This window comes from Pseudomonas sp. B21-031, assembly GCF_024748985.1.
Taxonomy (GTDB): domain Bacteria; phylum Pseudomonadota; class Gammaproteobacteria; order Pseudomonadales; family Pseudomonadaceae; genus Aquipseudomonas; species Aquipseudomonas kermanshahensis.
Genome location: NZ_CP087181.1, coordinates 142,501 through 161,901 on the forward strand (window position 1 = coordinate 142,501; position 19,401 = coordinate 161,901).

General features: G+C 57.6%; 8 protein-coding genes, 2 tRNA genes and 6 rRNA genes (1 of these 16 only partly in view). 10 read left to right on the plus strand and 6 right to left on the minus strand.

All coding sequences use genetic code 11. The features are described 5' to 3' along the window. The 8 genes from LOY53_RS00690 to rrf (LOY53_RS00725) all read left to right on the plus strand — a co-directional run. Window positions 1-1,795: ribosomal RNA gene (locus tag LOY53_RS00690) — 23S ribosomal RNA — on the plus strand; it begins 1,097 nt to the left of the window's first position. Between the two features lie 128 nt (window positions 1,796-1,923). Continuing rightward, window positions 1,924-2,039: ribosomal RNA gene (gene rrf / locus LOY53_RS00695) — 5S ribosomal RNA — on the plus strand. Between the two features lie 450 nt (window positions 2,040-2,489). Further along, window positions 2,490-4,026: ribosomal RNA gene (locus tag LOY53_RS00700) — 16S ribosomal RNA — on the plus strand. Between the two features lie 87 nt (window positions 4,027-4,113). Beyond that, a tRNA-Ile gene (locus LOY53_RS00705) sits at window positions 4,114-4,190 on the plus strand. A 24-nt stretch (window positions 4,191-4,214) separates the two neighbouring features. After that, window positions 4,215-4,290 (plus strand) — tRNA-Ala (locus LOY53_RS00710). Between the two features lie 238 nt (window positions 4,291-4,528). Continuing rightward, window positions 4,529-7,421: ribosomal RNA gene (locus LOY53_RS00715) — 23S ribosomal RNA — on the plus strand. A 128-nt stretch (window positions 7,422-7,549) separates the two neighbouring features. Next, a 5S ribosomal RNA gene (rrf, locus tag LOY53_RS00720) occupies window positions 7,550-7,665 on the plus strand. Window positions 7,666-7,774: 109 nt separating this feature from the next. Next, window positions 7,775-7,890: ribosomal RNA gene (gene rrf, locus LOY53_RS00725) — 5S ribosomal RNA — on the plus strand. The 16S, 23S and 5S rRNA genes sit together here with 2 tRNA genes alongside, the layout of an rRNA operon. Before the next feature lie 53 nt (window positions 7,891-7,943). Here the strand turns inward: rrf (LOY53_RS00725) and LOY53_RS00730 are convergent. From LOY53_RS00730 to LOY53_RS00745, 4 genes are all read right to left on the minus strand, one after another. After that, entirely contained in the window at window positions 7,944-10,358 is a 2,415-nt protein-coding gene (locus LOY53_RS00730) for a TonB-dependent siderophore receptor (protein ID WP_309475942.1), read from the minus strand. 172 nt (window positions 10,359-10,530) lie between these two features. Then, complete coding sequence (locus LOY53_RS00735) at window positions 10,531-11,499, minus strand: FecR domain-containing protein (protein ID WP_258703477.1); 969 nt, start codon at window positions 11,497-11,499, stop codon at window positions 10,531-10,533. Beyond that, on the minus strand, window positions 11,496-11,999 hold the full coding sequence (locus tag LOY53_RS00740) for a sigma-70 family RNA polymerase sigma factor (protein WP_258703478.1): 504 nt from the start codon (window positions 11,997-11,999) through the stop codon (window positions 11,496-11,498). Before LOY53_RS00740 ends, LOY53_RS00735 begins: the two co-directional genes overlap by 4 nt. 115 nt (window positions 12,000-12,114) lie before the next feature. Continuing rightward, window positions 12,115-12,804 (minus strand): GntR family transcriptional regulator, encoded by a 690-nt coding sequence (locus LOY53_RS00745; RefSeq protein ID WP_252826371.1) that lies wholly within the window; start codon window positions 12,802-12,804, stop codon window positions 12,115-12,117. Window positions 12,805-13,009: 205 nt separating this feature from the next. Here LOY53_RS00745 and lapG point away from each other — a divergent pair, with 205 nt between their 5' ends. Then, complete coding sequence (gene lapG / locus LOY53_RS00750) at window positions 13,010-13,771, plus strand: cysteine protease LapG (RefSeq protein WP_252826372.1); 762 nt, start codon at window positions 13,010-13,012, stop codon at window positions 13,769-13,771. Between the two features lie 10 nt (window positions 13,772-13,781). Continuing rightward, window positions 13,782-15,728, plus strand: a complete 1,947-nt coding sequence (gene lapD / locus LOY53_RS00755) for a cyclic di-GMP receptor LapD (RefSeq protein ID WP_252826373.1) — start codon at window positions 13,782-13,784, stop codon at window positions 15,726-15,728. 114 nt (window positions 15,729-15,842) lie between these two features. Here lapD and LOY53_RS00760 read toward each other — a convergent pair whose 3' ends face one another. Next, window positions 15,843-17,201: an HlyD family type I secretion periplasmic adaptor subunit gene (locus LOY53_RS00760; protein ID WP_172961388.1), complete on the minus strand. Its 1,359-nt coding sequence runs from the start codon at window positions 17,199-17,201 to the stop codon at window positions 15,843-15,845. Between the two features lie 7 nt (window positions 17,202-17,208). Next, complete coding sequence (locus tag LOY53_RS00765) at window positions 17,209-19,365, minus strand: type I secretion system permease/ATPase (protein ID WP_085274405.1); 2,157 nt, start codon at window positions 19,363-19,365, stop codon at window positions 17,209-17,211. Between the last annotated feature and the right edge of the window lie 36 nt (window positions 19,366-19,401).

The window sequence follows — 19,401 nt, forward strand, 5'->3', positions numbered from 1 at the left end:
TCGAGTCGGCCTGCGCGGAAGATGTAACGGGGCTCAAACCATGCACCGAAGCTACGGGTATCACCTTTTGGTGATGCGGTAGAGGAGCGTTCTGTAAGCCTGTGAAGGTGAGTTGAGAAGCTTGCTGGAGGTATCAGAAGTGCGAATGCTGACATGAGTAACGACAATGGGAGTGAAAAACTCCCACGCCGAAAGACCAAGGTTTCCTGCGCAACGTTAATCGACGCAGGGTTAGTCGGTCCCTAAGGCGAGGCTGAAAAGCGTAGTCGATGGAAAACAGGTTAATATTCCTGTACTTCCAGTTATTGCGATGGAGGGACGGAGAAGGCTAGGCCAGCTTGGCGTTGGTTGTCCAAGTTTAAGGTGGTAGGCTGAGATCTTAGGCAAATCCGGGATCTTAAGGCCGAGAGCTGATGACGAGTTGCCTTTAGGCGACGAAGTGGTTGATGCCATGCTTCCAAGAAAAGCTCCTAAGCTTCAGATAACTGGGAACCGTACCCCAAACCGACACAGGTGGTTAGGTAGAGAATACCAAGGCGCTTGAGAGAACTCGGGTGAAGGAACTAGGCAAAATGGCACCGTAACTTCGGGAGAAGGTGCGCCGGCGAGGGTTAAGGACTTGCTCTGTAAGCCCATGCCGGTCGAAGATACCAGGCCGCTGCGACTGTTTATTAAAAACACAGCACTCTGCAAACACGAAAGTGGACGTATAGGGTGTGACGCCTGCCCGGTGCCGGAAGGTTAATTGATGGGGTTAGCGCAAGCGAAGCTCTTGATCGAAGCCCCGGTAAACGGCGGCCGTAACTATAACGGTCCTAAGGTAGCGAAATTCCTTGTCGGGTAAGTTCCGACCTGCACGAATGGCGTAACGATGGCGGCGCTGTCTCCACCCGAGACTCAGTGAAATTGAAATCGCTGTGAAGATGCAGTGTATCCGCGGCTAGACGGAAAGACCCCGTGAACCTTTACTATAGCTTTGCACTGGACTTTGAATTTGCTTGTGTAGGATAGGTGGGAGGCTTTGAAGTGGGGACGCCAGTTCTCATGGAGCCATCCTTGAAATACCACCCTGGCAACTTTGAGGTTCTAACTCAGGTCCGTTATCCGGATCGAGGACAGTGTATGGTGGGTAGTTTGACTGGGGCGGTCTCCTCCCAAAGAGTAACGGAGGAGTACGAAGGTGCGCTCAGACCGGTCGGAAATCGGTCGTAGAGTATAAAGGCAAAAGCGCGCTTGACTGCGAGACAAACACGTCGAGCAGGTACGAAAGTAGGTCTTAGTGATCCGGTGGTTCTGTATGGAAGGGCCATCGCTCAACGGATAAAAGGTACTCCGGGGATAACAGGCTGATACCGCCCAAGAGTTCATATCGACGGCGGTGTTTGGCACCTCGATGTCGGCTCATCACATCCTGGGGCTGAAGCCGGTCCCAAGGGTATGGCTGTTCGCCATTTAAAGTGGTACGCGAGCTGGGTTTAGAACGTCGTGAGACAGTTCGGTCCCTATCTGCCGTGGACGTTTGAGATTTGAGAGGGGCTGCTCCTAGTACGAGAGGACCGGAGTGGACGAACCTCTGGTGTTCCGGTTGTCACGCCAGTGGCATTGCCGGGTAGCTATGTTCGGAAGAGATAACCGCTGAAAGCATCTAAGCGGGAAACTTGCCTCAAGATGAGATCTCACTGGGATCTTGAATCCCCTAAAGGGCCGTCGAAGACTACGACGTTGATAGGTTGGGTGTGTAAGCGCTGTGAGGCGTTGAGCTAACCAATACTAATTGCCCGTGAGGCTTGACCATATAACACCCAAGCAATTTGCTAGCGCGAATTGCGGTGGTGAAGACGAAAGACCCGAAAGTTCGTAACCACAAAATCGCATATCCGAATTCGCTGGGCTGTCCATCTGGACATTCTGGCTACAGAATTTCTTGACGACCATAGAGCATTGGAACCACCTGATCCCATCCCGAACTCAGTAGTGAAACGATGCATCGCCGATGGTAGTGTGGGGTTTCCCCATGTGAGAGTAGGTCATCGTCAAGATTCATTTCGCAAAACCCCTATCTGCGCAAGCAGGTAGGGGTTTTGTCTTTAAGTAGAAGCTCAAGCTTCTTGCTGACCAGGTTGAATGACCGCTCAGCAGCGGTAAAAAGGTGGTTGACAGCGTTTTTGAATGCTGTATTATCCGCCCCCGCTACGAGAGATCGCAGCGAGTTAAGTGGTTGAAGTAAAACGAGTTTCTCGCGAAAATACTTCAAAATAAACGCTTGACAGGCCCTGAGGAAAGCGTAGAATGCGCACCTCGGTTGAGACGAAAAGCTCTTAACCAAACGCTCTTTAACAAATTGAATCAAGCAATTCGTGTGGGTGCTTGTGAGTATGGACTGATAGTCACAAAGATTATCAGCATCACAAGTGACCATGCGAGAAATCACATAGTCATTTGAGATTGCTGAGCCAAGTTTAGGGTTTCTTAAAAACCCAAGCAGTATTGAACTGAAGAGTTTGATCATGGCTCAGATTGAACGCTGGCGGCAGGCCTAACACATGCAAGTCGAGCGGATGAGAAGAGCTTGCTCTTCGATTCAGCGGCGGACGGGTGAGTAATGCCTAGGAATCTGCCTGGTAGTGGGGGACAACGTTTCGAAAGGAACGCTAATACCGCATACGTCCTACGGGAGAAAGCAGGGGACCTTCGGGCCTTGCGCTATCAGATGAGCCTAGGTCGGATTAGCTAGTTGGTGGGGTAATGGCTCACCAAGGCGACGATCCGTAACTGGTCTGAGAGGATGATCAGTCACACTGGAACTGAGACACGGTCCAGACTCCTACGGGAGGCAGCAGTGGGGAATATTGGACAATGGGCGAAAGCCTGATCCAGCCATGCCGCGTGTGTGAAGAAGGTCTTCGGATTGTAAAGCACTTTAAGTTGGGAGGAAGGGCAGTAAGCGAATACCTTGCTGTTTTGACGTTACCGACAGAATAAGCACCGGCTAACTCTGTGCCAGCAGCCGCGGTAATACAGAGGGTGCAAGCGTTAATCGGAATTACTGGGCGTAAAGCGCGCGTAGGTGGTTTGTTAAGTTGGATGTGAAAGCCCCGGGCTCAACCTGGGAACTGCATCCAAAACTGGCAAGCTAGAGTACGGTAGAGGGTGGTGGAATTTCCTGTGTAGCGGTGAAATGCGTAGATATAGGAAGGAACACCAGTGGCGAAGGCGACCACCTGGACTGATACTGACACTGAGGTGCGAAAGCGTGGGGAGCAAACAGGATTAGATACCCTGGTAGTCCACGCCGTAAACGATGTCAACTAGCCGTTGGAATCCTTGAGATTTTAGTGGCGCAGCTAACGCATTAAGTTGACCGCCTGGGGAGTACGGCCGCAAGGTTAAAACTCAAATGAATTGACGGGGGCCCGCACAAGCGGTGGAGCATGTGGTTTAATTCGAAGCAACGCGAAGAACCTTACCAGGCCTTGACATGCAGAGAACTTTCCAGAGATGGATTGGTGCCTTCGGGAACTCTGACACAGGTGCTGCATGGCTGTCGTCAGCTCGTGTCGTGAGATGTTGGGTTAAGTCCCGTAACGAGCGCAACCCTTGTCCTTAGTTACCAGCACGTTATGGTGGGCACTCTAAGGAGACTGCCGGTGACAAACCGGAGGAAGGTGGGGATGACGTCAAGTCATCATGGCCCTTACGGCCTGGGCTACACACGTGCTACAATGGTCGGTACAGAGGGTTGCCAAGCCGCGAGGTGGAGCTAATCTCACAAAACCGATCGTAGTCCGGATCGCAGTCTGCAACTCGACTGCGTGAAGTCGGAATCGCTAGTAATCGCGAATCAGAATGTCGCGGTGAATACGTTCCCGGGCCTTGTACACACCGCCCGTCACACCATGGGAGTGGGTTGCACCAGAAGTAGCTAGTCTAACCTTCGGGAGGACGGTTACCACGGTGTGATTCATGACTGGGGTGAAGTCGTAACAAGGTAGCCGTAGGGGAACCTGCGGCTGGATCACCTCCTTAATCGACGACATCAGCCTGCTGATGAGCTCCCACACGAATTGCTTGATTCACTTGTATAAAGACGATGCTGTAACGCGACCCTGTTATAGGTCTGTAGCTCAGTTGGTTAGAGCGCACCCCTGATAAGGGTGAGGTCGGCAGTTCAAATCTGCCCAGACCTACCATTACATGGTTCAGCCGTAGAATACGGGGCCATAGCTCAGCTGGGAGAGCGCCTGCCTTGCACGCAGGAGGTCAGCGGTTCGATCCCGCTTGGCTCCACCAATTTTCGCAGTACGCAGTAACGTGTCAGAACTTAGAAATGAACATTCGTTGATGAATGTTGATTTCTGACTTTTGTCAGATCGTTCTTTAAAAATTCGGATATGTGATAGAAATAGACTGAACACTACTTTCACTGGTAGTGGATCAGGCTAAGGTAAAATTTGTGGGCTCGAAAGAGCAAAACGAATTTTCGGCGAATGTCGTCTTCACAGTATAACCAGATTGCTTGGGGTTATATGGTCAAGTGAAGAAGCGCATACGGTGGATGCCTTGGCAGTCAGAGGCGATGAAAGACGTGGTAGCCTGCGATAAGCTTTGGGGAGTCGGCAAACAGACTGTGATCCAGAGATCTCTGAATGGGGGAACCCACTCAGCATAAGCTGAGTATCTTGTACTGAATACATAGGTGCAAGAGGCGAACCAGGGGAACTGAAACATCTAAGTACCCTGAGGAAAAGAAATCAACCGAGATTCCCTTAGTAGTGGCGAGCGAACGGGGACCAGCCCTTAAGTTGGTTTGAGATTAGTGGAACGCTCTGGAAAGTGCGGCCATAGTGGGTGATAGCCCCGTACACGAAAATCTCTTATCAATGAAATCGAGTAGGACGGAGCACGAGAAACTTTGTCTGAATATGGGGGGACCATCCTCCAAGGCTAAATACTACTGACTGACCGATAGTGAACTAGTACCGTGAGGGAAAGGCGAAAAGAACCCCGGAGAGGGGAGTGAAATAGATCCTGAAACCGTATGCGTACAAGCAGTGGGAGCCTACTTTGTTAGGTGACTGCGTACCTTTTGTATAATGGGTCAGCGACTTATATTCAGTGGCGAGCTTAACCGAATAGGGGAGGCGTAGCGAAAGCGAGTCTTAATAGGGCGTTTAGTCGCTGGGTATAGACCCGAAACCGGGCGATCTATCCATGGGCAGGTTGAAGGTTAGGTAACACTGACTGGAGGACCGAACCGACTACCGTTGAAAAGTTAGCGGATGACCTGTGGATCGGAGTGAAAGGCTAATCAAGCTCGGAGATAGCTGGTTCTCCTCGAAAGCTATTTAGGTAGCGCCTCATGTATCACTGTAGGGGGTAGAGCACTGTTTCGGCTAGGGGGTCATCCCGACTTACCAAACCGATGCAAACTCCGAATACCTACAAGTGCCGAGCATGGGAGACACACGGCGGGTGCTAACGTCCGTCGTGAAAAGGGAAACAACCCAGACCGTCAGCTAAGGTCCCAAAGTCATGGTTAAGTGGGAAACGATGTGGGAAGGCTTAGACAGCTAGGAGGTTGGCTTAGAAGCAGCCACCCTTTAAAGAAAGCGTAATAGCTCACTAGTCGAGTCGGCCTGCGCGGAAGATGTAACGGGGCTCAAACCATGCACCGAAGCTACGGGTATCACCTTTTGGTGATGCGGTAGAGGAGCGTTCTGTAAGCCTGTGAAGGTGAGTTGAGAAGCTTGCTGGAGGTATCAGAAGTGCGAATGCTGACATGAGTAACGACAATGGGAGTGAAAAACTCCCACGCCGAAAGACCAAGGTTTCCTGCGCAACGTTAATCGACGCAGGGTTAGTCGGTCCCTAAGGCGAGGCTGAAAAGCGTAGTCGATGGAAAACAGGTTAATATTCCTGTACTTCCAGTTATTGCGATGGAGGGACGGAGAAGGCTAGGCCAGCTTGGCGTTGGTTGTCCAAGTTTAAGGTGGTAGGCTGAGATCTTAGGCAAATCCGGGATCTCAAGGCCGAGAGCTGATGACGAGTTGCCTTTAGGCGACGAAGTGGTTGATGCCATGCTTCCAAGAAAAGCTCCTAAGCTTCAGATAACTGGGAACCGTACCCCAAACCGACACAGGTGGTTAGGTAGAGAATACCAAGGCGCTTGAGAGAACTCGGGTGAAGGAACTAGGCAAAATGGCACCGTAACTTCGGGAGAAGGTGCGCCGGCGAGGGTTAAGGACTTGCTCCGTAAGCCCATGCCGGTCGAAGATACCAGGCCGCTGCGACTGTTTATTAAAAACACAGCACTCTGCAAACACGAAAGTGGACGTATAGGGTGTGACGCCTGCCCGGTGCCGGAAGGTTAATTGATGGGGTTAGCGCAAGCGAAGCTCTTGATCGAAGCCCCGGTAAACGGCGGCCGTAACTATAACGGTCCTAAGGTAGCGAAATTCCTTGTCGGGTAAGTTCCGACCTGCACGAATGGCGTAACGATGGCGGCGCTGTCTCCACCCGAGACTCAGTGAAATTGAAATCGCTGTGAAGATGCAGTGTATCCGCGGCTAGACGGAAAGACCCCGTGAACCTTTACTATAGCTTTGCACTGGACTTTGAATTTGCTTGTGTAGGATAGGTGGGAGGCTTTGAAGTGGGGACGCCAGTTCTCATGGAGCCATCCTTGAAATACCACCCTGGCAACTTTGAGGTTCTAACTCAGGTCCGTTATCCGGATCGAGGACAGTGTATGGTGGGTAGTTTGACTGGGGCGGTCTCCTCCCAAAGAGTAACGGAGGAGTACGAAGGTGCGCTCAGACCGGTCGGAAATCGGTCGTAGAGTATAAAGGCAAAAGCGCGCTTGACTGCGAGACAAACACGTCGAGCAGGTACGAAAGTAGGTCTTAGTGATCCGGTGGTTCTGTATGGAAGGGCCATCGCTCAACGGATAAAAGGTACTCCGGGGATAACAGGCTGATACCGCCCAAGAGTTCATATCGACGGCGGTGTTTGGCACCTCGATGTCGGCTCATCACATCCTGGGGCTGAAGCCGGTCCCAAGGGTATGGCTGTTCGCCATTTAAAGTGGTACGCGAGCTGGGTTTAGAACGTCGTGAGACAGTTCGGTCCCTATCTGCCGTGGACGTTTGAGATTTGAGAGGGGCTGCTCCTAGTACGAGAGGACCGGAGTGGACGAACCTCTGGTGTTCCGGTTGTCACGCCAGTGGCATTGCCGGGTAGCTATGTTCGGAAGAGATAACCGCTGAAAGCATCTAAGCGGGAAACTTGCCTCAAGATGAGATCTCACTGGGATCTTGAATCCCCTAAAGGGCCGTCGAAGACTACGACGTTGATAGGTTGGGTGTGTAAGCGCTGTGAGGCGTTGAGCTAACCAATACTAATTGCCCGTGAGGCTTGACCATATAACACCCAAGCAATTTGCTAGCGCGAATTGCGGTGGTGAAGACGAAAGACCCGAAAGTTCGTAACCACAAAATCGCATATCCGAATTCGCTGGGCTGTCCATCTGGACATTCTGGCTACAGAATTTCTTGACGACCATAGAGCATTGGAACCACCTGATCCCATCCCGAACTCAGTAGTGAAACGATGCATCGCCGATGGTAGTGTGGGGTTTCCCCATGTGAGAGTAGGTCATCGTCAAGATTCATTTCGCAAAACCCCTATCTGCGCGAGTAGGTAGGGGTTTTGTCTTTAAGTAGAAGCCATAGAAATTCGCGGGCACGTCTTGAAGACGGGCCGGCACACAGAATTTCTTGACGACCATAGAGCATTGGAACCACCTGATCCCATCCCGAACTCAGCAGTGAAACGATGCATCGCCGATGGTAGTGTGGGGTTTCCCCATGTGAGAGTAGGTCATCGTCAAGATTCAAACCCAAAGCCCCTGTCTGCGATGCAGACAGGGGCTTTGTCTTTTCCGGTCAGAATTGATAGCTGACCGTAGCGCTTACGTTTCGCTCTTCACCCATGTAGCAGTAGTTCAGGCTGGCACATGAGGTGATGTAGCTTTCGTTGGTCAGGTTGTTCGCATTCAGGCGCACATCCACCCCGGTGAGGCCGACCTTGCCCAGGTCATAGCCGATCGAAGCGTCAAACAGCGTGTAGGAGGGTACCTTCATGCTGTTTTCCGCATCCACCCAGCTATACCCCACATAGCGCATCCCGCCGCCCAGCCGCAGGCCGTCCAGCGCCCCCTGCCGGAAGTTGTAGTCGGCCCACAGCGAAAACATCTGCTTGGGTGCCTGGGTGGGCGAATTACCCTTGTTGTCCAACTGGGTCGACACCAGGCTCGGCATCGTCTTGGCGTACTTGATGTCGGTAAAGGTGTAGCCGCCCAACAGCTTGAGGTTATCAGTCAGCTGAACATGGGCCTCCAGCTCCAGCCCTTGTGAGCGAACTTCACCCACAGGGCGATAGAACTCCTCGTTCGGTTGTTTGGAGGCAAGGTTCTCTTGCTCGATGCGGAACACCGAGGCGGTGAACAGGTTGTCACTGCCTGGCGGCTGGTACTTGATACCTGCTTCCCACTGGGTGCCCTCGGTCGGCGCCAGTGGGCGGCCATCCTGGTCGGACACGGTATTGGGGTTGAACGACTCCGAGTAGCTGACATAAGGCGCCAGGCCATTCTCGAACAAGTAGAGCACGCCTGCTCGGGTGGTGAACTTGGTGCGCTCGTCATTGACCTTGGTGTTGCTGTCGCGGTTTTCCTCAGAAACCTTCACCCAGTCCTGACGCAGCCCCAGCGAAAAGCGCCACTGGTCGAGCTCGACCAGGTCCTGCAAATACACCCCTGTCTGCTGCAGGCGACGCTGGTAGCGGTTCTCGCCGAGTACCTGCAGGTTGCCATTGCCATATTGAGGGTTGCCGGCATCCAGCGCATCGACCGTGCCGTAGCGCCATTCCACGTCGGCTTTGCGGCGTTGATAGTCGGTGCCCAGCAGCAAGGTATGCTTGGCCGCACCGGTGAAGAACTCAGCCTGCAGCATGTTATCGATGATGTAGGAGTGCAGGCGCTCGTCGCCGCCGGTATAGGCGCGGTTGAGGATATTGCTGTCGGCATCCGCCCAGCCAGCGGAATACACCTGGTCCATCGAGACGTCAGAGTCCTGGTAGCGGAAGTTCTGTCGGGCGGTGAACACATCGTTGAAGCGGTGCTCGAACTGGTAACTGAACGACTGCTGAGTGCGTTCGTAGTTGTCGATCCCAGGCTCGCCTTCAAAGAAGTGATCTGACAGACGCAGCCCGTTGCGCTTGTGCAGCATGCCGTCTGCCGGGTTACCGCCGTGGTACCCACCATTCGGGTCATGCTGCAGATACGCCTGGAGCGTCAGCGATGTGTCTTCAGTGAAGTCGATGCTGACAGCCGGTGCGATGGCGTAGCGTTCTTCCTTGTTGTGGTCGAACTGGGTATCAGCGCTATCGGCCAAACCTGTCAGGCGATAGGCGATACGTTTGTCGTCATCGACTGGGCCGCTGAAGTCGAAACCCATGCCACGCTGACCCTGGGTGCCGACTGTGGCCTGCACTTGATGGAATGGCGTGAGCAGTGGCTTCTTGGTGGTCAGTGCCACCAGGCCCCCTGGGGAGCTGCGGCCATAGAGTACCGAAGATGGCCCTTTCAGGATGTCGATGCGCTCAAGGAAGTACGGGTCCACTTGCATGGTGCTGTAGGTGCCGTTGTCACCCATGGATTTCAGGCCATCGACGTAGATGTTGTCCACCGAGCCGTCGTTGAAGCCGCGCATGGCCACATAGTCGTAGCGGTGTGTGGCGCCATAAGGGTTGGTCAGCACACCTGGCGTATAGCGCATGGCCTGGGCAACGGTCTGCGAGCCCTGGTCGTCCATCTGCTGACGGGTGACCACGGAGACCGACTGTGAAGTCTCCACCAACGGCATGCTGGTCTTGGTGGCCACCTGGCTGTGCGTGGCGTTGTAGCCGTCCATGCTGCCCAGGGCATTACCCAGGGTAAAACTGCGTACATCGGTGTCTGGCAACGACAATGCGGCCTCTTCAGGCTGGGCCCGCAGCACGTAGCTGTGCCCACCCTGGCTGACGGCTTCCAGGCCGCTGCCATTGAGCAGTTGGCGCAGGGCCTGATCAGGCGAGTAATGCCCCTGCAGGCCATTGGATTGCAACCCGTTGGTCAGCTGCGGCGTGCTCGACAGGGTGATCCCCGCCTGACGGGCAAACTGGTTGAGTACATCGTTCAATTGCCCCCCCGGGATCGCGTACTGCTGGCTGACCTGGGGCGCTTCGGCGGCCAGAGCCTGGAGGGGCAGGGTGGACATGCCCAAGGCTGTGCCGAACAAAGCTGCCTGGACTGCCTTGCGCAGAGTGGCTGAATTCAAGACAGGTCGAAAATCATTCTCGTTGCATGGGCGTGTGTGTGGTGAGGCGCTGGGCATGAAAGAGTCCGTTTAAGGGTGGGAGGGCAGAAGATGATGCTTACTGTCCTAGCCGGTTCGGCGCCCAGAACCCGCCAAAAAGAGCAGCGCTTGGGTGAGGTCAGGCAGCCTGCTCCACACGAATCCACCAGCGCGTGCGTTGACGAAGCCTCACAGGCAGCGTTTGTGGCAGCAATTGCAGCAGCTGCTCAGGGTCCTCGAGGCGGAACACACCTGACAGGCGTAAATCGGCAATCTCATCGCTGCAACCCAAGTAGCCATGGCGATAACGGCCCACCTGTTCAAGAAAGTCGCGCAAGCGCATGTCGCGGGTAACGATCAGCCCTTCGCTCCAGGCAGCTGGGTCCATGGTCACGCTCTCCAGGCGTTGTGCGCCCTGAGCGTCCAGGCGCCAGTGCTGGCCGCTGGCAATCCACTGCACCTGGCCGTTCCCCGGCCGGTGTATCGCCACGTTGCCGTGGCTGACGCTGACCTGCGTGCAGTCTCGCTCCTGGCGCACCACAAAGCGCCCGTCGAAACCTTCGAGCAGGCCATCTTGCGTCTGTACCAGCAGAGGGCGAGCCTGGCTCGGTACGTCACTACACGTGAGCATCAGCTCCCCATGCCTGAGGCGGAGCAAGCGCTGCTGATCGTCGAAAGCGAGGTCTACCGCACTGCGCGTGTTGAGTTGCATCAGCGAGCCATCGGGCAGCTGGAAGCTACGCCGTTCGCCCGTGGCAGTCGCGTAGTCCGCAGTCCAACCGCTGACGGTATCGAGGTCTTTGGCCAGCCATGTCGCCGAGCCCGCCATGGCAGCGCAGCCAAGCAACTTGAGCGCCTGGCGACGGTGCAGGCGCCGCTGGCTGGTTTCCAAGGTCTGTAGGGCAACCCCCGCGCCGGGGATGGCGCGCAGGTCAAGGTCCTGATGCAGGTGAACCACCCGTTGCCAGGCCAGTTCGTGCTCGTGCCGTGCGCTACGCCACTGCTCGCATTGCTGCAGCAGCACGGGGCTATTGCCGCTTTCTCGTAGCCTGATCATCCACTGAATGGCGTGCTTGACCGCTTTGGCGGAAGGGGCGGCGGCTGTCATCGCTCGTCTTCAAAGCGCAGCAGGTAGCAATGATAAAGCGCATCAGCAATGTAGCGCTCCACTGTACGCACCGAGATACCCATCTGCTCGGCGATCGCCTGGTGTTTCAGCCCTTCGCACTGGGCCAGCAGGAACGCGCGGCGCACCTTTGGCTTGAGGCCATAAAGCATGCGAGCAATACGCTCCAGCAGTTCAAGCAGCACCTCGCGGGTTTCCGCCGAGGGTGCCGAGGCTTCCGGTAGATGGGCCAAGGCTTCGAGGTAAGCCCGGTGCAATTCTTCGCGGCGCCAGTGATCAATCACCAGCCCGCGTGCCACGGTGCGCAAGAAGGCCCTTGGCGTATTGAGTTGAACTTGCTCGCCACGCTGCAACAGCCGGACGAACGTGTCCTGGGCCAGGTCCGCGGCATCGGCGGCGTTACCTAGCTTGCTGCGCAGCCAGGCATGCAACCAGCCGTGGTGGTCACTGTAGAGCGTTTGCACGGAGTCATTGGAAGGCATGGAGGAGGGCGCTGGCTTCAATGGACATAAATGATAATTAGTCTCATTGTTTGCGGAGCCCGTTTATTTTGCAACAGGCTGATGTCGGGCGATCGTCTGTCCCGTTCAGAACCCGCTACCGCCCTAGCTGTGTGTCCAGATACTGCCTGATGACACGCGCCCCTGAGTTCAAGTGCTGCTCAAGCACCGCGACCGCTTCATCCACCAGCTTGTCGCTGGCCGCATCCACCAGCGCGTTGTGATCGTCCTGGGTGAGCTTGCCCAGCCCCATCGACGAAAGATGGAAGCGCAGAAAGCGCTCTTCTTCGTTCAGTTCGTTCTCGATCAGGCGCAGCAACTTCTTGTTCGGCGCCTTGCTGTACAGCGCCATGTGGAACAGGCGGTTGAGGCGGCCGATTTCGGCGTGACGGGTTTCGTTTTCCAGTTGCTGGATATACCCGCGCGCGTGGGCGATGTCATCGGCATCGAGCAACGGAATGGACTGGCGCAGGGCTTCGCTTTCGAGCAGAACACGCAGGGCGTAGGTGTCCACCGCGTCTTCGCCAATCAAGGGCGCAACCACTGCGCCCTTGTGCATCTCCACGTTCAGCAGCGACTGCGCTTCGAGCTGGCGCAAGGCCTCGCGCACGGGCATGCGGCTGACCCCGAACAAGGTGGCGAGCTCTTGCTGACGCACGGCAGTACCTGGCGGCAGACGACCATCAAGAATGGCGCTGCGCAGGCGCTCCTCGATAACAGCACGTGCCATGTGTGGGGATAGCTGTTCGCTAGCCAGCACGTTGCTCAGTTTGATTTTCTCGGCCACGCGGAGTCTGCCTCGACGATAAGAAAAGTTGGATCCAATGAAACTAGTAACAGGCAAGGGGGCTTGTCAAACCGTCGACCGCACTGGAGCGGCCGACCCAAGGCCGCGGCTATGGTGTATGAAGTCGCTTGGCAAAGGAAGCGGTACATAGAACGAGATAGCCATAAAGTCAGTATGGCCCGACCATTGGCTGCGTGATTGCAGGGTGCCATTGTTTTTTGCACGGGCAGGCCGCACCATCGCTGCTTTCGACGGGTCTGAACAGGTCTTCGCAGTGGCGATATCCTGGATGTTCAAAACGGCTGTGCGACGTGTCGGCCTTGCCGCGCTGCTGGGTAGCTTGCTACTGGGCGGTTTGCACGCGGATTGGGATTTTTCCCAGATCAGCCGCCAGTCGCAGGCGCTGTATGGCCCGCTTGGCGCGGGGCAGGGGCGTATCGACGCCTGGCAGAACCTGATGGCCACGCAGAAGCAGGGCAGTGAGCTGGAACGGCTGCAAGTGGTCAATCGCTTCTTCAACCAGCAATTGCGCTATGTCGAAGACATCGACTTGTGGCATGAGGTCGATTACTGGGCCACGCCGGTCCAGGCCCTGATCAAGGGGGCCGGTGATTGCGAGGACTACGCTATTGCCAAGTATTTCAGCCTGCGACGTATGGGCATCCCCAGCGAGAAGCTGCGCATCACCTACGTCAAGGCGCTGCGGCAGAACCGGGCGCACATGGTACTGACCTATTATTCCAGCCCACAGGCTCAGCCGTTGGTACTCGACAGCCTGATGGATGCCATCAAGCCGGCGAGCCAGCGCACCGACTTGCTGCCGGTGTACGCCTTCAATGGCGAGGGGTTGTGGCTGACAGGCGCCGCCGGCAACAAGAAGGTCGGCGATACCAAGCGCCTGTCACGTTGGCAGGATTTGCTGAAGAAAATGCAGGCCGAAGGGTTCCCGGCCGAGCCGGTTTACTGAAGGAGCACAGATGTCACTGTTCAAACAATTGCTGTTGGCCATTTGCCTGTTCCTGGTGGTCGCCTTCAGCGGCAGCTTCATGGTCAGCCTGGAGAGCTCGCGCAGCCAGTACGTCAACCAGCTGCGCTCGCACGCCCAGGATGCGGCGACTGCCTTGGCGCTGTCGCTGACGCCTAACATTGACGATCCGGCGATGGTCGAACTGATGGTCAGCTCGATCTTCGACAGTGGCTACTATGCGAGCATCAAAGTTGTCGACCTAGGCTCCAATGCCGTGCTGGTGGAGCGCCACGCCGAGCCCGACCCCGGGGGTGTGCCGGCCTGGTTCGTCCACCTCATCGGTCTTGAAGCCGCAGGTGGGGATGCCATCGTCAGCCGTGGCTGGCAGCAGGCGGCGCGGGTGGAGGTGATCAGCCATCCGATGTTCGCCATTGCCAAGCTCTGGCAGAGTGCGTTGGGCAGCCTGGGTTGGTTGTTGTTGTGCGGTGCCGCCAGCGCGGTGCTCGGCGCCTTGTTGCTGCGTCGGCAATTGCGGCCGCTGGATTACATGGTCGAGCAATCCCATGCGATCGCTCGGCGCGAATTCCTCAGCCTGCCAGACCTGCCGCGCACCCCTGAGCTGCGCCGTGTGGTGCAGGCAATGAACCAGATGGTCGAGAAGCTCAAGGCACTGTTTACCGAGCAGGCCGAGCGCAGTGAGCGGCTGCGCGCAGAGTCCTACCAGGACAGCCTCACCGGCTTGTCCAACCGCCGCTATTTCGAGATGCAACTGAATACGCGCGTCAGCAACCTGGAAGAGGCGCGCGCCGGTTACTTGTTGTTGCTGCGGGTTCAGGGCCTGGCAGGCCTTAACGCGCGCCTGGGTGGGCAGCGCACCGATCAGCTGTTGCAGGCAGTGGGCGAGCAGCTGCGCCGTACCTGTGCCAGCTACCCGGAGACCAAAGACCTGATCTCGCGCAGCCGTGGGGGCGAGTTTGCCGTGCTGGCGCCGGGCATGGTGCATGAAGAAGCGGTACAGCTCGCCCAGGCCCTGGAAGCGACACTGCAGAGCCTGCACGAGACGGGCGCCAGTGATGTCGACCCGGTGGCGTGCATCGGCCTTGCGCCGTTCACCCCAGGCGATGCGCCACAGGCATTGCTGAAGCTCGCCGACGAGGCCCTGGCGCGCGCCGAAAACCAGCCTGAGCCGGGCTGGGTGTGCCTTGAACAGGGTGCGGCCGCGGTGGCCGGTGATAGCCATCATGCCTGGCATGAGCGACTTGACCAGGCCTTCGCAAATGGGCAATTCGAACTGTTCTTCCAGCCGGTGGTGGACTGCGGCACAGGGCAACGGGTACTGCACCACAAAGTGATCTCGCGTTTGCACGATGAGCAGGGCGAGGCGCTGCCGGCCGGGCGCTTCTTGCCTTGGCTGGAGCGCTTCGGCTGGATGCCGCGCCTGGATCTGCTGGTGCTGGAAAAGGTGCTTGCCCACCTGCGCACTCATGATCAGGTGCTGGCGCTGAACCTGTCCGCTGCAACCTTGGCCGACCCCAAGGCGCTGCAACGCGTCTACGAGCTGTTGAGCCAGCATGCGGCGCTGGGCCCACGCCTGACATTCGAGATCGGCGAAGAGCAATTGCCCGAACAGTCAGCCCTCGAACAACTGACCCGACGCCTGCACGCGCATGGCTTCGGGCTGGCGCTGCAGCGCTTTGGCGGCCGGTTCAGCATGATTGGCAACCTGGCGCACCTGGGCCTTGCATACCTGAAGATCGATGGTAGCTATATTCGTAACATCGACCATGAACAACACAAGCGCCTGTTCATCGAAGCGATACAGCGCGCGGCGCACAGCATCGACCTGCCATTGATTGCTGAACGGGTCGAGACGGAAGGGGAAAGGTTGGTGCTGCGGGAAATGGGCGTGGGCGGTATTCAGGGGCAGTTGGTGGGTGAGCCCGCACCCTGGCGCTGACCGGGTAGGAGCAGCCTTGTGCTGCGAAGAGGCCAGTGGCGGCACCGATAATCTTCCGTGCTGCCACTGGCCTCTTCGCAGCACAAGGCTGCTCCTACCGGGATTGGGTAAGACTCAACGCTCGCGCAAGGCTTCCGAACGCGCCTTCATGATCGGCTTGAGCAAGTAGCTCATGATGGTCTTCTTGCCGGTCATGATATCCACCGTCGCCACCATCCCGGGGATGATCAGCAGCGGCTTCTCGTCGGTGCCCAAGTGGCTGCGGTCGGTGCGCAACTTGATTAGGTAGTACGTGGTCTTCTTGTCTTCATCGGTGATGGTGTCGGCGCCAATCTGTTCCAGCTTGGCCTTGAGGCCACCGTAGATGGTGTAGTCATAGGCGGTGAACTTGACGGTCGCCTCCTGCCCAGGGTGCAGGAAAGCGATGTCCTTGGGCAGGATCTTCGCCTCGATGACCAGTGTGTCGTCCAGCGGCACCACTTCGACGATGTCGCTACCCGGCTGGATGACCCCGCCGATGGTGTTGACCAGCAACTGCTTGACGATACCGCGTACTGGCGAGGTGACCATGGTGCGGTGTACCCGGTCATCCAGTGCCTTGCTGGTAGCAGTGGCCTTGTTGAGCTCGGTGCGGGCCTCGTTGAGCTGGGTCAGCGCCTCGCTGCGGAACTTGCCACGGGTCTCCTCGACCTTGCTCTGCACTTCGCGGATGGCCGCCTCGGCGCGCGGGATGGCCAGCGCGGTGGAGTCCATCTGGCCACGGTTTTCCACTTCGGCACGGCGCAGGCGCAGCACTTCGACCTGGGAAATCGCGCCCTGGGCCACCAGCGGCTCGGACATCGCGATTTCCTGACGCAGCAGTTGCAGGCTGTTGGCGTACTGGGCGCGCTTGGAGGTGTACTCGCGCAGCTCTTGCTGGCGCTGTACCAACTGCTGCTGCAGGCCGCCGATTTCGTCCTGCAGTTGCTGGCGCCGGCTCAGGTACAGCGACTCTTCGTTGGCTGCCTGGCTGGGCGCTGCCTTGCGCAGTTCTTCATCGATTTTCAGCGGGCGGTCTTCGACCTCTGCACTCAGGCGTTCGACCCGCAGCGCCATGGCCAGGCGGTCGGCCTCGGTTTCACCGACGTTGGAGGCGAAGCGGGTTTCGTCCAGGCGCAGCAAGGGCTGGCCGACTTCGACGATTTGCCCTTCCTTGGCGTAGATCTCAGCGATGATGCCGCCCTCAAGGTTCTGGATCTTCTGCACCTTGGACGACGGAATGGCCTTGCCTTCGCCGCGCGTGACCTCATCGATCGGCGCGACGCTGGCCCAGACGATCATGAACACGAAAAACGCGATCACACCCCAAATGGTCAGGCGAACCACCCGCGGCGCGTCCTCGATCAGCGCCTTGTTGACCTCAGGCAGTGGCTGCCCGCCAAGCGAGTCGGAGCCTTTGAAGTAGCGCCGCAGGCCATCCTTGAATTGCCCCATATCGAGCTTATGCAACACTGATCTGCCCCTTCTTCAGCGCATCCATGACCGCGGCTTTCGGGCCGTCGGCGACAATCTGCCCGCGATCGATCACGATCAGCCGGTCCACCAGCGACAGCAACGAAGCGCGGTGGGTCACCAGCAGCACCGTCTTGTTTTCGATGACCGCCTGCAGGCGCTGCTTGAGGCGCTCTTCACCGGTGTTGTCCATGGCGCTGGTCGGTTCGTCGAGCAGCAGGATCTGTGGATTGAGCAGCAATGCACGGCCCAGGGCGACGTTCTGCCGCTGGCCGCCGGAGAGGTTCTGGCCACGTTCGCCCACCTGCAGCTCATAGCCGTCAGGGTGCAGCCTGGCAAACTCATGAACACCTGCCAGCTCTGCAGCCTGCAGGATCATTTCGTCTTCGATGTAGCGGGCGCCGCTGACCAGGTTGTCGCGCAGGGTGCCGGCCATCAGCTGGATGTCCTGGGGCACATAGCCGATATTGTGGCGCAGCTCGCTGACGTCGATCTGGCGGATATCCACGCCATCGACCAACAGCGACCCGCCGTCGGATTCATACAGGCCAACGATCAGCTTGGCCAACGAGCTCTTGCCCGAACCGCTTCGGCCAATGATGCCCACCTTCTCGCCGGGGCGAATGGTCAGGTTGATGTTCTTGAGGGCCAGGTTCTGCTGGTTAGGATAGGTGAAGTCGACCCCGCGGAACTCGATGCTGCCCTGCAGCACCCGGCGGCTCAGTGGGCGCTCTTCGAAGTTGCGTTCCTGCGGCAGCTCCATCATGTGGTCGGTGGAGACCATGGTCACCTTGGCCTGCTGATAGCGGGCCAGCAAACCATTGAGCTGCCCCAGCGGGCCAAGGGCACGGCCGCTGAGCATGTAACAGGCGACTAGGCCACCCATGCTCAGGTTGCCGTCGATGATCATGTAGACACCGACGCAAATCATCGCCACCCCAGCCAGTTGCTGGATCAGCAGGGTGATGTTCATCGCCAGGCTCGACAACACCTTCACGCGCAGTTCCAGACGGCTGAGGGTGCCGAGCGTCTGTTCCCACATGTACTGGCGCTCGCTTTCAGCGTTGTTGACCTTGACCGCATCCAGGCCTGCCAGGGTCTCGATCAGGCTCGACTGGCGTTCCGAGGCTAGGGCCATGGTCCGCTCCATGGTCGCCATCAGCGGCCGCTGCAGGGCGTAACCGATACCCAGGGCCAGCGGGAAGGCGATGATCGGGATCCACACCAGATGCCCGCCAATGATGGCGATAACGATCAGGATCAACAGCGTGAACGGCAGGTCGATCAGGCTGGTCAGGGTCAAGGAGGCGAGGAAGTCGCGTAAACCCTGGAACTCATGGATGTTCTGGGCAAAGCTGCCGACCCGCGCCGGGCGGTACTTCATCGACATTCCGACGATACGTTCGAACAAGGTCGCCGAGATGATCAGGTCGGTCTTCTTGCCGGCCAAATCCAGGCAGAGGCCGCGCAGGCCCTTGAGGATCAGGTCGAAGAAGTAGGCCCCGGCGATGCCGACGGCCAGCACCCAAAGGGTCGAGGTCGCCTGGTTGGGCACCACCCGGTCATACACGTTCATGACGAACAGCGGCGCTGCCAAGGCGATCAGGTTGATCACCAGGCTGGCGGCGATGGCGTCGATATACAGCCATTTGCTGCGCAGCAAGGTGTCGCGGAACCAGGATTTCGCGCGCGGGATGAGGTTGCCGTGGTTGACGTCGAACTTGTGCTGCGGCTGGGCGAAGAACACACGCCCGCTGTAGTCACTGAGCAGCGCTTCGCGGCTGACGTGCACCTCGCCACCATCGCTCTCGCTGAGCAGCAGGCGTGCGGTGTCTTCATTCTCCCACCCCAGCAGGACGGCGCTGCGGCCTTCCTTGAGCAACAGCATGGCAGGCATGGCGATACTGGGGATCTGCTCCAGTTTACGCTGCAGCAGCCGCCCCTGCAGGCCGGCCCTGGCCGCCGCACGGGGCAGCAGCTCGGGGCTCAGGCGCTGCGCGGGCAGCGGCAGGCCGGTGGTCAGCATGACCCGGCTTGCAGGTTTCTGGTGCAGGACACACAGGCTCAGCAGACTATCCAGCAAGGGATCGTCATGCTGACTGCGTGGATCGTGGCTGAGTTGGACTCGACTGACTTCGGATTCCACGCGGCGCTCTCTTCATCCTTGCGGTGGGTGGGGCAG